Origin of the sequence: Qipengyuania sp. Mu-71 (genome assembly GCF_036867055.1) — a bacterium.
Taxonomy (GTDB): domain Bacteria; phylum Pseudomonadota; class Alphaproteobacteria; order Sphingomonadales; family Sphingomonadaceae; genus Qipengyuania; species Qipengyuania profunda.
Map to the genome: position 1 here is coordinate 780297 of NZ_JBAJHR010000001.1, position 12039 is coordinate 792335.

Sequence of the window (12039 nt, forward strand, 5' to 3'; positions counted from 1 at the left end):
GGCGCGCATTCACAACGGAGACAGGTTTTGGCGGCAGGCACCAGCGGCGAGTATGATTTCGACCTCTTCACCATCGGCGCAGGCTCGGGCGGCGTGCGCGCCAGCCGCGTGGCGGCGGCGCATGGCGCCAAGGTCGCCGTGGCCGAGGAACACCGCGTCGGCGGGACCTGCGTCATCCGCGGCTGCGTGCCCAAGAAGATGCTCGTCTACGGCGCGCATTTCGCCGAAGACCTGAAGGACGCGCGCAATTTCGGCTGGTCGACCGAGAACGCGACCTTCGACTGGATCACGCTGCGCGACAATGTGCTCAACGACGTCAAGCGGATCGAGGGCGCCTATACCAACACGCTCGAAAGCCACGAGGTGACGATCTTCAAGGAGCGCGCCGAGATCACCGGCCCGCATGAGATCACGCTGGCGAGCGGCAAGGTCGTGACCGCGAAAACCATCCTGATCGCCACCGGCGCACGCCCGCGCATGCCCGAATGCCAGGGCGCCGAACATGCGATCAGCTCGAACGAGGCGTTCCATCTCGACGAACTGCCCAAGAAGATCATCATCGCGGGCGGCGGCTATATCGCCAATGAATTCGCCGGCATCTTCAACGAGTTCGGCAGCGAAGTTCACATCGTCAATCGCGGCGACCGGCTGCTGCGCAGCTATGACGAGGCGGTGCGCGACCGGCTGCTGCAGATCTCGACGATGAAGGGGATCCAGTTCCGCTTCAACACGACGTTCGAATACATCAAGCCGTGTTCGGAAGGCGGCTATTTCGTCAAGATGTCCGATTGCGACGAGGAAAAGGCCGATCTGGTGCTGTTCGCGGTCGGGCGCATTCCCAACACCGAAGGGCTGGGGCTGGAGAATGCCGGCGTCGAACTGGGCGAGGGCGGCGAGGTCAAGGTCGACCGCTTCAGCAAGACCAATGTCGATCACATCTATGCCGTCGGCGACGTGACCGACCGCGTGCAGCTGACCCCGGTCGCGATCCGCGAAGGCCAGGCCTTTGCCGACAGCGTGTTCGGCGATGGTGAACCGGTGGCGGTCGACCACAGCTGCATCCCCAGCGCGGTGTTCAGCCACCCGCCGATTGCCGCGGTCGGCCTGACCGAGGGCGAGGCCAAGAACCAGCTCGGCAGCGTGAAGGTCTATCTGTCCGACTTCCGCCCGATGAAGAACGTGCTCGCCGGGCGCAACGAACGCAGCCTGATCAAGATGATCTGCGACGGCGACAGCGGCCGCATCGTCGGCATCCACATGATCGCCCCCGAAGCGCCCGAGATGATGCAGGCCGCCGCGATCGCGGTGAAGGCGGGGCTGACCAAGGAAGATTTCGACGCCACCACCGCAATCCACCCGACGATGGCCGAGGAACTGGTGCTGATGCGCTAGGGCGCGGCGCACTCGGCCTCGATCAACAGCACCCAGTCTTCGCCATCGCCCGAGGACGGCGGGACGAAGGACTGGATGCCCTGGCTCTGTTCGCTGCGGAAGCGGTAGGTCGCGCCGTAGCGCGGGTCGAACCAAGACTGCGTGTGCATCCCCCCGTCCAGCGCGCCGAGGTCGATGGTGAAGGGTGCGCCGCGCGGCGAATAGGCGATGATCCGCTGCCCGTCCGCCGCCCGCGCCAGCCGCACCTTGGCGGCGCCATGCCGTGGCCCGTCGAGGATCAGGTCCTGCCGCGGTTCGAGTGTGGCGAAGTCCTGCGCTTCCATGAAGCGGCGCAGCAATCCCATCTGGCGCGCCCCCGGATCGTCGATCGCATCGGACCATGGCCGGTTCGCGCCGATCGCGGGATCGCGCCCCGGTGCCCACATCTGCCACACATTGTTGTTGCCATAGGTGTGCCCCGCCGCCCCTGCGAGCACTGCCCACCATGCCGCCTGCCGGGCATCGTCGTCGTCGAAGCGCAGCCGCGGGTCGTGGCCATGGTTGTAGAAGCCGACCGGAATGCCTTCATAGCGCGGTTCGCCGTCGATCACGGGGCGGCGCGGGGTCAGCGCGCGGTCGTGCTCGACATAGAGCCCCGTATCGAGATCGCGCGCCGCATGCGACGACTGGTTCATGTAGAAGTCGAGCCAGTCCGCATCGCGCACCTGCGCTGATGAGAGCCCCGGGCCGCGGGGGTGGAAAGTGATCAGATGCCGGCCGCCGTCGCCCTCGCGCAGGCCGCGCGCCATCGCGTCGATGATCGCGCGTTCATCGGCGGTGCGCACGTTCGAATCGCCGCCGAGGATCCAGATCACCCCCGCATCGCGGTAGCGTTGCCCGAGGAACCGCCCATAGGCATGCGCGCTGGCCGGCGTGAAAATCTGCGAGTCGCCATCACGCCAGTACCGCCCCCACGAGGGCAGCAGGCCCACGGTCAGCCCCAGCGCATTGGCACGCGCCACCACATGGTCGATATGCGCGAAATAAGCCTCGTTAGGCTGCGCCGGATCGCGCCCGATCAGCGGCAGGTCGCCATAGGCATTGGGTTCGTCCAGGCCGCGCAGTTCGGCCAGCGCCACCGCCTGGATCACGGTGAACCCCTTGTCCGCGCGGTCCCGCAGATAGATTTCGGCCTCCTCGCGCGTCAGCCGGTGGAACAGAGCCCAGGCGGTATCGCCGAGGTAGAAGAACGGCTCGCCCTCGCTGGTCTGCATGTGACGCCCGCCGGGGGCGATTTCGAGCGTGGGCCGGGCGTGTGCCGCCGTGGCCAAGCCGCCGACCGCGGCAGCGACCCCGGCCAGCACCAGCGCCGCCGCCACCGCGCGCCGTATCGATTTCGGATATGCGAATGTCGTCATGCTGTCCTCCCCGCCCGGCTCGCCACCACATGGTAACCGGTGTCATAAAGCCTGTTCGCCCATTGCCGCAAGTTGAAAAACGGGCGGCTGCGGCATGGTCACGACTGGGGATGGGACGGCGGGACGTCGGCGTGGTACGGTGCGCCATCGCGCGGCGCAGGCGCATATCCGCTTTGCAGGAGTACAGCATATGACCACCGCACCCGATGCTTTTCGCATCCGCGAGGCCGTCGCCTATTTCGACGCCAGCACGGATCTCGAGGAAGCGATCGACGAGCTGCTCAGCTCGGGTTTCGACCGCGCGGAAATCAGCCTGCTGGCGACCGAGAAGACGGTCGAGGAGCAGCTTGGCCACCAATATCACAAGGTCGCCGAGCTGGAGGACGATCCCGCCGTGCCGCGCGCGATCTACATCCCGAAGGAATCGATTGGCGATGCGCAGGGGGCGTTGATCGCCACGCCGCTCTATATCGCGGCGGCGACCGCGATCGGCGCCATCGTGGCATCGGGCGGCTCGCTCCTCGCAGTGATCGTCGGCGCGGCGGTTGCGGGCGGGGCCGGCGGCGCGCTGGGCGCCGGTCTGGCGAAATTGGTGGGTGACCGGCACGCCGAAAACCTGCAGAACCAGCTTGAACATGGCGGGCTTCTGCTCTGGGTGCGCACCTGGGACAGCGGCGACGAACAACGCGCGGTCGACATCCTGACGAAGCATTCGGGTCACGATGTCCATGTGCATGGCGCGCCGCAGAGTTGAACGGATAACAGGAGAAGTTCGGTGATCGGGAAGATGGTGGCACTCGGGCTCGCAGGGTTTGCCGGATACTCGCTGTTCAAGCGCAAGGACGCATCCCGCAATGCCGCCTTTGCGAAAGACCAGCCGCATAATTTCCATACCGACGTGCGCGATGCCGGTCCCGGCGCAATGCGCGATCCGGACGCGCGCGAATGGACCGAGACCGACGAGGATCTCGACGAAAGCTTCCCCGCGAGCGATCCGCCGGGTGGCTATTGATCCGCGCGCGGCGTGATCGGGTAAACTGAATGCCGGCCAGGCTCGTCCAGATCTACCTGCCCGAAGACCGGGTCCCGGATCTGGAGACCATCCTCGATCGTCACACGCGCCGGTTCTGGCGGGAAACCGTGCCCGGGGCGCAGGAAAAATACACCTGCATCGTCCAGCAACGCTATACCGAACGCCTGCTTGCCGATCTCGACGAGGCTTTCGGAGACCTGCCGGACTTCTCCGCGCTGGTGTCCGAGCTGCAGGCGGTCCTTCCGGTGGTCGAAGAAACGCCGGTCACCGAATTGCCGCTGTCGGCCGACCTGCCGACCCCCACGCGGATCGAGCGGTTCTTCAGCCGCGACCGGCTCAGCACCGATGAACTCTACGACGACATCGAGGAGAGCCTGCATCCCGGGCCCGCATACCTGCTGACGGTGACGCTATCGGCGATCATCGCCGGCCTGGGGATGCGCAGCGGGCAGACCGCCGTGGTCATCGGCGCAATGATCATCGCGCCGCTGCTCGGGCCGACGATGGGGTTGGCGCTGGCGGCCACGGTGGGCAATTGGAAGCTGGGCCGGCAGGCGGCCGCGACGCTCGCCATCGGCTGCGTCCTCGCGGTGCTCGCGGGTGTCGTCCTCGGCATGACGGTGGTAATCGACCCGCTGGTCCCCGAACTGAAGAACCGCACGCTGGTCCAGCCCGCCGATATCGCGCTGGCGCTGGCCTGCGGCGCTGCCGGCGTGCTGGCGTTCAGTCGCGGCGCCTCGCTCGCGCTGGTCGGGGTGATGATCGCCGTCGCGCTGGTTCCGCCCCTGACCGCGGCGGGCATCTATACCGGGGCGGGCATTCCCGAAGCGGGCGCCAATGCGCTGTTCCTGTTCACCGTCAACCTCGTCTGCGTCAATGTCGCGGGGATCGCGATGTTCTTGATCCAGGGCCTGCCGCCGACCAGCTGGAGGATGACCAGCGGGATCATGCTGGTGTGGGTGGTGCTGCTGATCCTGCTGATGTCGATGATGGCGGGGCGGATTTTCCTCGGCTTCGGCTCGTGGGACCTCGTGATGGACTACCTGACCGCCAGCCGGTGAGGCGCGGGTAATCCGGCGCCTGCGAGCAGCCGCTACTTCGCGCCTGCGTGCAGCCGCGCCGCCGCCAGCATCTGGGGCGTCACGCCCACCGCCCGCAGTTCCTCCGGCCATGCGCTGCTCGTCACCAGAGCCTCTACCGCCAACGCCATGGCGGGCGAGGTCTGCAGGCCGAAGCCGCCCTGTCCCGCCAGCCAGAAGAAACCGGGGGCCGCGCGGTCGAAACCCGCCACCGGTAGCCGGTCGGGCGTGAAGCTGCGCAGGCCTGCCCATTTGCTCGCCAGCCGCGGCACGGTGAGCGTGGTGGCTTCCTCCACCCGCCAGGCGGCCAGCGCGACGTCTTCTTCCTCGGGCTGCGCATCGCAGGGCGCGCTTTCGCCTTCGTCCATCGGGCTGGCGAGCAGGCGGCCGCTGCCTTCGGGTTCGATATAGAAACCCGGCCCGACGGTCTTGGTGAAGGGCCAGCCGGTGACGTCGACCGGCACATCGAAAGTGATGACCGTGCGCCGCAGCGGGGTGATGCCGAGCGGGGCGATCCCGCCCATCTGCGCGACCGTATCGGCCCACGCCCCCGCGGCATTGACCACCACCCGCGCGGCATAGCTTGCCCCCGGCGTATCGACGATCCAACCTTCGCCCTCATGGCGCAGCGCGGTCACCGGCGCCTTGGCCGCGACCGATCCGCCCGCGGCGACCAGCGCCTTGCGATGCGTCTCCAGCATTGCATGCGCGTCGAGCTTGCGCGCCTGCAGGTCGAGCAGCGCGCCGACAATCCCGCCATCGCCCTCGCGCAGCACGGGCACATGCTCCTGTGCCGCGGCCACCGACAGCCGCCGGACATGTGGTGCCCATTCGCGGTAATTCGCCTCCAGCCGGTCGAGCGCATCCTCCTGTCCCGCCAGCGCCACGAACAGCGCGGGGTGCGGCTGCGCGCCCGGCGCTTCGAACAGCGGGATGCTGGCGGCGGTCAGCGCGCGGACGAGCCAGGCATCCATGTCGAAATGCGCAAAGGCGGCGCTGCGGCCCGAGGAATGCACCCCCGGCGCGTCTTCCGCCTCGCACACCAGCGTTTCCCCATGCCGCGCCAGCCGCGCGGCGGCCGACAGACCGGCTATTCCGGCCCCGACCACGAGGTAATCGACCTGTTTCATCGCAACTGCGTTGCCCCTTGCAACCATTCTGCCTAACTCTCCGCTTACCAAAGGATGCGGGGGGCAGACAGATGGCAATGACAATATTGGTAACCGGGGGCACGGGCTATATCGGCGGCGAGGTGATCGACCAGCTGCTGGCCAGGGGGCACACCGTCCACACCACCGTACGCGACAAGGCCAAGAGCGAACCCAGACTGCGCGCGCGCTGGAGCGATGCGGGCGAACGGCTGGCGGTGTTCGAGGCCGATCTGATGAGCGATGCGGGCTGGGCCGAAGCCAATGTCGGCTGCGACGCGGTGGCGCATGTCGCCTCGCCCTTTCCGATGGCCATGCCCAAGGACAAGGACGAGCTGGTGGTACCCGCGCGCGAAGGCACGCTGCGCGCGCTCGAATTTGCCGACAAGGCGGGGATCAAGCGCTTCGTCCAGACCAGCAGCGCCGCGGCGATCGCTTATGGCCAACCGGAAAAGGACCATTTCACCCATCTCGACTGGACCAACCTCACTGCGGGCGTCCCGCCCTATATCGAGAGCAAGACCGTGGCCGAACGCGCCGCGCGCGACTGGGTCGCGACCAAGGCGCCGACCATGGTGTTCTGCTCGATCAACCCGGTCGCGGTGTTCGGCCCGGTCTATGACGACGACATGTCGACCAGCGTCGAGCTGGTGAAGAAGATCGTCGATGGCTCGATCCCGCTGATCCCCAACATGGGTATCTGCGTGACCGATGTCCGCGATGTCGCCGAGGCGCATGTCCGCGCGCTCGAGGCGCCCGCCGAAAAGGTCCGCGGCGAGCGTTTCCCGACCTCGGAGAAATTCCTCTGGCTGCGCGAAATGGCCGATGTGGTCCGCGCGCGCGTCCCCGAACATGCCGGCAAGGTGCCCAGCCGGCCGATGCCCAACTGGCTGGTCCGGCTGCTCGCGCTGTTCATGGACGAAATGAAGCAGATCAAGGGCGAGCTCGGCAATGTCCGCGATGTCTCGGGCAAGCATACCGAACAGGTGCTCGGCTATACCTTCATCCCCGCCGAACAGACCATCGAGGACACGGTCCGCAGCCTGTTTGCCAAGGGTATCGTGAAGCGCTGAACCCACCATCGCATTGCCAGCCCGCACGGCGCTCGGCAAAAGACGCATGAAACGAATCGTTGACGGGAAAATTACATGAACATGCTGGCGTCGCGCGGGCAATTGCGCGCAAGTTTCATTCGCTGGGCGCTGTTCACCGTCCCGCTCTGTGTGCTGCTCGGCTTCGTCGCCGGCCAGCTCGGCGGGCCCGACACCGCGTGGTTCCAGCAGCTGGAAAAACCGGGCATCTATCCGGAGCCCAAATGGTTCGGGATCGTCTGGACGATCCTCTATGTCATGATCGGCCTGTCGGTGGCGATCGTGGCCTCGGCCTGGGGCGCGCGCGGACGGACCGCCGCGCTGTGGGTCTTCGCGGTGCATTTCGCGCTCAATTTGTCGTGGAGCTATATGTTCTTCGGCGCGCAGCAGATCACCGGTGCGCTGGTGCTGCTGGTGGCGATCGTGCTCACGCTGCTGGTGGTGATCGCGCTGTTCTGGCGCGTCCGGCGGCTCGCCGCACTGCTGCTGCTGCCCTATCTCGCCTGGGTCTGCTTCGCCACCGCTCTGAACTACCAGTTCCTCCAGCTCAACCCCGATGCCGATGGCGGGTATCCCGAGGGCGCGGTCGAGCGGGTGAGGATTTAGGGGATTTCGGTGTTTCGAACCCGCATCCGCGGGTTCGTCCTCGGGGCTGTTCCTCCGCTTCGCTCCGGGCCCCTGCGGGCGGCCAGTCGGCCTTGCCTCGCCTACGGCTCGGATACCAACGCCACCATGCTGGAGTAGCGCTGGTCCCGTCCGCGACCAGCGGATGGCAAGCGCGACCGCGCGCCCGCAGCGATGCGACCGTCAGGTCGCATGAGCGAGGATAGCCTAAGGCCGCGGACGCGGCCGCCGGCGCTTGAGGCTAGACAAAAAACCCGCCCAACCCCATGTGGGCCGGATGCAATCACAGAACCCGCTCGTCGCCGATTTCGTCAAACTCGCCAATTCGGCAGCCGGTACGCTGGCCGGCATGGGCCGCGAGGCGCGCGACGCCGCGCGCGAACGCGCCAAGGAAAGTTTCGGCGGGATGGATTTCGTCACCCGCGAGGAATTCGACGCGGTGAAGACCATGGCCAGCAAGGCGCGCGCCGAGGCGGAAGACCTCAAAGCCCGCGTCGAAGCGCTGGAAGCCCGGATCAAGTGACCGTCGCCCCTGCGAAGGCAGGGGCCCATCCAAGGTTGCGGTAGGCGGTTCGCCGGATGGCGGAGTTACTCTGGTGACTAAGGGGCAATTCCAGGCCGTCGATCTTATCTAGGCCCCTGCCTTCGCAGGGCGACGGTATGGGTTATAGTCGCTGTCATGGGACAAACCGCCCAATCTACTCTCGTCGCCCCTGCGCAGGCAGGGGCCCAGCTGACCTTTCCACCAGCGGCTCGCTAGATGCCGGGCGGCTGGGTCTATATCATGACCAACGGCCCGCACGGCACGCTCTACATCGGGGTCACCGCCGACATCGCCGCCCGCGTGCATGCCCATCGCGAAGGGCAGGGGTCCGAATTCTGCCGCAAGCACGGCCTCACGCGCTTGGTCTATGCCGAGCAGTATGAGGAAATCCACGACGCCATCGCACGCGAAAAGGCGATGAAGCGGTGGAAGCGGCAATGGAAGCTCAGGCTGATCCGGCGCGACAATCCCGATTGGAACGACCTGTTCGAGACGATCCTGTGATGGTGCCATTTCGCTGATCTTGTCTAGGCCCCTGCCTGCGCAGGGGCGACAGAATACCTGAGCTCTCTCCGTCGCCCCTGCGCAGGCAGGGGCCCAGCTGACATCGAAGCCCGCGATACGCCGCCCCACAAGTCGACTCCGCCGTCTTCGCAGGATCGATCCGAGCGGCTAAGGCCGCCCCATGCAGCTTTCCGCCCCCGCCATCCTGCTTGCCGCGCGTGCGCATGGCGAGACCGCGGTGATCGCGCGGATGCTGACCGAGCAGCACGGCATGGTCGCCGCCTATGTCGCGGGTGGGCGCGGGCGGCAGCTGCGCCCGGTGGTGATCCCCGGCAACATCGTCCAGGCCGAAATCCGCGCCAAGTCGGACAGCCAGCTGCCCTTCGCGCGGCTCGAACTGGTGACCAGTCGCGGGCCGTGGCTGGGCGAGCCGCTGGCGGCTGCGGCGATCAACTGGGTGACCGCGCTCACTGCGAGCGCGCTGCCCGAGCGCAATCCCTATCCCACGCTCCATTCCGCGCTCGGCGGCTTGCTCGATGCGATCTGTTCGTCGGACAGCGCGCGGCAGTGGGTCGAGGCGCTGGCGGTCTATGAAGCGCTGCTGCTGCGCGAGCTGGGCTATGGCGGCCAGCGGCCCGCGATAGCCGACCTTGGGCAGGCCTTGGAAATTCTCGACCGGCAGGAGCCGCTGATCGCGCGCTACCTGCTTGCCGACACCCGCGCCGACGTCCTAGCTGCACGGCAACTCCTCAGGCAGCGGCTGGCACGGATGGTTTAGCCGCGTTCAAGAATGGTTCGTCGCCCCTGCGCAGGCAGGGGCCTAGACACCGTCCGTAGAGCGCCCCGAGGGGCAGATAGGCTCCTGCCTGCGCAGGAGCGACGAGGCTGGAGAACCACGCTTGAAAATCGCACTATTCGCCGGCGACGGCATCGGGCCCGAAGTCATCGCGCAGGCGCGCCGCGTGCTCGAAACGCTGGACATGCCCGGGCTGACGCTGTTCGAAGGCGATGTCGGCGCCGCCGCCTATCGCCGCCACGGCCATCCGCTGCCGCCCGAAACGCTGGAAATGGCGCGCGCGGCCGATGCAGTGTTGTTCGGCGCGGTGGGCGATTTTGCCTGCGACGATCTGCCGCGTGAACTGCGCCCCGAACAGGCGATCCTAGGTCTGCGCAGCGAACTGGGGCTGTTCGCCAATCTGCGGCCCGCGGCGGGCTTCCCCGGGCTTGAACACCTGTCCTCGCTTAAGCCCGAAGTCGCGCGCAGCATCGACTTGCTGGTGGTGCGCGAACTCAATGGCGACGTCTATTTCGGCGACAAGGGCGAGCGCGGCAGCGCGGGCGGGCGCGAGGGCTGGGACATGATGTCCTACAACGAGGCCGAAGTCCGCCGCATCGCGCACAGCGCGTTTCGCGCGGCGATGGGACGCGGCAAGAAACTGACCAGTGTCGACAAGGCCAACGTCCTCGAAACCAGCCGCATCTGGCGCGAAACCGTGATCGAAGTGGCGCAGGAATATCCCGAAGTCGAGCTCGACCACATGTATGTCGACAATGCCGCAATGCAGCTCGTCAAGTCGCCCGGCCAGTTCGACACCATCGTCACCGGCAATCTGTTCGGCGATATCCTCTCCGACCAAGCCAGCGCCTGCGTTGGCTCGATTGGCCTACTCGCCAGCGCGTCGCTGGGCGAACGGCAGACCGACTACGGCACCTTTGGCCTGTACGAGCCGATCCACGGCAGCGCGCCCGATATTGCCGGGCAGGGCAAGGCCAACCCGGTCGCGGCCGTGCTCAGCCTGGCGATGCTGCTGCGCCACTCGCTCGGCCGCGAACAGGATGCCGCGCGAATCGAACACGCGGTCGAGGCGATACTGGCCGATGGCGTGCTGGGCGGCGACCTTGGCGGGACCGCTTCGACCGGCGATATCGGCGATGCGATTGTTAGGAAGATCGTAACCACATCTTGAGGATTGCGGCATAACCGGGTCATGCAATGGATATGACACCGCAGACGCAGCCTTCCGTGGCCGATCCCGCCCCTGCCAGCGCCAGCACGCTGGATCTCGCGATCATCCTGCCGACGCTCAACGAGCGCGACAATCTCGCCCCGCTGGTCGAACGGATCGAAGGCGCGCTGGGCAAGACCGGCTGGGAAGTGCTGGTGGTGGACGACAATTCTGCCGACGGGACCAGCGACGAAGCGCGGCGGCTGTCGCTCTCCGACCCGCGCGTGCGCGTGCTCCAGCGGATCGGTCGTCGCGGCCTGTCGAGCGCCGCGATCGAGGGCTTTTGCGCCACTGCCGCACCCTATGTCGCGGTGATGGATGCCGATCACCAGCACGATCCGCACTTGCTGGTGGCGATGCTTGCCAGCGTGAAGGCGGGCGAAGCGGATGTCGCCGTCGCCAGCCGTTTTGCCGATGGCGCGAGCATGGAGGAATGGGGCCGCCCCGACCGCGAGAAGCTGTCGAGCGTCGCCAACATGCTTGCCCGCAAACTCACCGGGGTCGACCTCAGCGACCCGATGAGCGGGTTCTTCCTGCTCCCGTCGGCCACCGCGCGACGGCTGGTGCCCAATCTCTCGGGCATCGGCTTCAAGATCCTGCTCGACCTGCTCGCCACTTCCGAAACACCGCTCAAGGTGAAGGACTTCCCGATGAATTTCTCCGCCCGCCGCTCCGGCGAAAGCAAGCTCGACCGCGCGATCGCGCTCGATTTCCTCGCCGGTCTGTACGACAAGAGCTTTGGCCGCATCATCCCGACGCGCTTCGCGCTGTTCGGCACGGTCGGGGTCATCGGCATCGGCGTGCACATGGCGATCCTCTATGCCTTCCTGCTGGTGGCGGGGACGAGCTTCAGCTGGAGCCAGGCGGTCGCGACCTTCGGCGCGATGACCTTCAACTTCTGGCTCAACAATTTCCTCACCTATCGCGACCGCCGCCTGAAGGAACCCAACCGCGTGTTCTGGGGCTGGGTCAGCTTTATCGCCGCCTGTTCGATCGGCGCCTTCGCCAATGTCGCGGTGGCCACCACGCTCAACGATCGCGGCCTGCACGAAGTGCTCGCCGCGCTGGTCGGCATCGGCATCGGCTCGGTATGGAACTACGCCCTGTCGAGCCGCTTCGTCTGGGGTAGGTATTAGGTTTGCTGGGTGCGGTCAGAACATCCGTCCTGACCTTGCTGGTCCGTCCCACGCCTGAGTTTTTGTTGTGTGCGCCTTCGACATC

At 66.7% G+C, this 12039-nt stretch carries 13 protein-coding genes; 11 read left to right on the top strand and 2 right to left on the bottom strand.

What is annotated here, in order from left to right; all coding sequences use genetic code 11:
• Positions 1-27: 27 nt before the first annotated feature.
• Entirely contained in the window at positions 28-1392 is a 1365-nt protein-coding gene (gene gorA, locus V6B15_RS03890; protein ID WP_320182077.1) for a glutathione-disulfide reductase, read from the top strand.
• Here the strand turns inward: gorA and V6B15_RS03895 are convergent.
• Positions 1389-2789 carry a glycoside hydrolase family 140 protein gene (locus V6B15_RS03895; RefSeq protein WP_334200107.1) on the bottom strand — a complete coding sequence of 467 codons (1401 nt, stop codon included), beginning with the start codon at positions 2787-2789 and terminating at the stop codon, positions 1389-1391. The genes gorA and V6B15_RS03895 overlap by 4 nt on opposite strands.
• 190 nt (positions 2790-2979) lie before the next feature.
• On the opposite strand from V6B15_RS03895, the gene V6B15_RS03900 reads away from it, so the two are divergent.
• The 3 genes from V6B15_RS03900 to V6B15_RS03910 are packed head-to-tail and all read left to right on the top strand — an operon-like array spanning position 2980 to position 4883.
• Complete coding sequence (locus V6B15_RS03900; protein WP_334200108.1) at positions 2980-3543, top strand: hypothetical protein; 564 nt, start codon at positions 2980-2982, stop codon at positions 3541-3543.
• A gap of 21 nt (positions 3544-3564) precedes the next feature.
• Positions 3565-3801: a hypothetical protein gene (locus V6B15_RS03905; protein WP_320182082.1), complete on the top strand. Its 237-nt coding sequence runs from the start codon at positions 3565-3567 to the stop codon at positions 3799-3801.
• Positions 3802-3830: 29 nt separating this feature from the next.
• Positions 3831-4883: a TIGR00341 family protein gene (locus tag V6B15_RS03910; protein ID WP_334200109.1), complete on the top strand. Its 1053-nt coding sequence runs from the start codon at positions 3831-3833 to the stop codon at positions 4881-4883.
• A 32-nt stretch (positions 4884-4915) separates the two neighbouring features.
• On the opposite strand, the gene V6B15_RS03915 is transcribed toward V6B15_RS03910, so the two are convergent.
• Positions 4916-6031, bottom strand: a complete 1116-nt coding sequence (locus V6B15_RS03915; RefSeq protein ID WP_334200110.1) for an NAD(P)/FAD-dependent oxidoreductase — start codon at positions 6029-6031, stop codon at positions 4916-4918.
• Positions 6032-6102: 71 nt separating this feature from the next.
• On the opposite strand from V6B15_RS03915, the gene V6B15_RS03920 reads away from it, so the two are divergent.
• From V6B15_RS03920 to V6B15_RS03950, 7 genes are all read left to right on the top strand, one after another.
• Complete coding sequence (locus V6B15_RS03920) at positions 6103-7122, top strand: NAD-dependent epimerase/dehydratase family protein (RefSeq protein WP_334200111.1); 1020 nt, start codon at positions 6103-6105, stop codon at positions 7120-7122.
• Positions 7123-7197: 75 nt separating this feature from the next.
• A complete protein-coding gene (locus V6B15_RS03925) occupies positions 7198-7746 on the top strand; it encodes a TspO/MBR family protein (RefSeq protein WP_334200112.1) in 549 nt (182 codons plus the stop codon).
• A gap of 295 nt (positions 7747-8041) precedes the next feature.
• On the top strand, positions 8042-8287 hold the full coding sequence (locus tag V6B15_RS03930; protein ID WP_334200113.1) for an accessory factor UbiK family protein: 246 nt from the start codon (positions 8042-8044) through the stop codon (positions 8285-8287).
• Positions 8288-8524: 237 nt separating this feature from the next.
• On the top strand, positions 8525-8812 hold the full coding sequence (locus V6B15_RS03935; RefSeq protein WP_334200114.1) for a GIY-YIG nuclease family protein: 288 nt from the start codon (positions 8525-8527) through the stop codon (positions 8810-8812).
• 181 nt (positions 8813-8993) lie between these two features.
• Positions 8994-9590, top strand: coding sequence for a DNA repair protein RecO (gene recO / locus V6B15_RS03940; RefSeq protein ID WP_334200115.1), 597 nt, complete (start codon positions 8994-8996; stop codon positions 9588-9590).
• A 121-nt stretch (positions 9591-9711) separates the two neighbouring features.
• Positions 9712-10779, top strand: coding sequence for a 3-isopropylmalate dehydrogenase (gene leuB, locus V6B15_RS03945; RefSeq protein WP_334200116.1), 1068 nt, complete (start codon positions 9712-9714; stop codon positions 10777-10779).
• A 32-nt stretch (positions 10780-10811) separates the two neighbouring features.
• Positions 10812-11954: a glycosyltransferase family 2 protein gene (locus V6B15_RS03950; RefSeq protein ID WP_334200117.1), complete on the top strand. Its 1143-nt coding sequence runs from the start codon at positions 10812-10814 to the stop codon at positions 11952-11954.
• The last annotated feature ends 85 nt before the right edge of the window (positions 11955-12039 follow it).

What these genes read in the sequence shown, in the direction of transcription:
- V6B15_RS03925 (WP_334200112.1), top strand. Translation starts at nt 7,198, where the DNA reads ATGAACATGCTGGCGTCGCGCGGGCAATTGCGCGCAAGTTTCATTCGC.
- V6B15_RS03900 (WP_334200108.1), top strand. Translation starts at nt 2,980, where the DNA reads ATGACCACCGCACCCGATGCTTTTCGCATCCGCGAGGCCGTCGCCTAT.
- V6B15_RS03930 (WP_334200113.1), top strand. Translation starts at nt 8,042, where the DNA reads ATGCAATCACAGAACCCGCTCGTCGCCGATTTCGTCAAACTCGCCAAT.
- V6B15_RS03935 (WP_334200114.1), top strand. Translation starts at nt 8,525, where the DNA reads ATGCCGGGCGGCTGGGTCTATATCATGACCAACGGCCCGCACGGCACG.
- V6B15_RS03910 (WP_334200109.1), top strand. Translation starts at nt 3,831, where the DNA reads ATGCCGGCCAGGCTCGTCCAGATCTACCTGCCCGAAGACCGGGTCCCG.
- V6B15_RS03920 (WP_334200111.1), top strand. Translation starts at nt 6,103, where the DNA reads ATGGCAATGACAATATTGGTAACCGGGGGCACGGGCTATATCGGCGGC.
- V6B15_RS03895 (WP_334200107.1), bottom strand. Translation starts at nt 2,789, where the DNA reads ATGACGACATTCGCATATCCGAAATCGATACGGCGCGCGGTGGCGGCG.
- recO (WP_334200115.1), top strand. Translation starts at nt 8,994, where the DNA reads ATGCAGCTTTCCGCCCCCGCCATCCTGCTTGCCGCGCGTGCGCATGGC.
- V6B15_RS03950 (WP_334200117.1), top strand. Translation starts at nt 10,812, where the DNA reads ATGACACCGCAGACGCAGCCTTCCGTGGCCGATCCCGCCCCTGCCAGC.
- V6B15_RS03915 (WP_334200110.1), bottom strand. Translation starts at nt 6,031, where the DNA reads ATGAAACAGGTCGATTACCTCGTGGTCGGGGCCGGAATAGCCGGTCTG.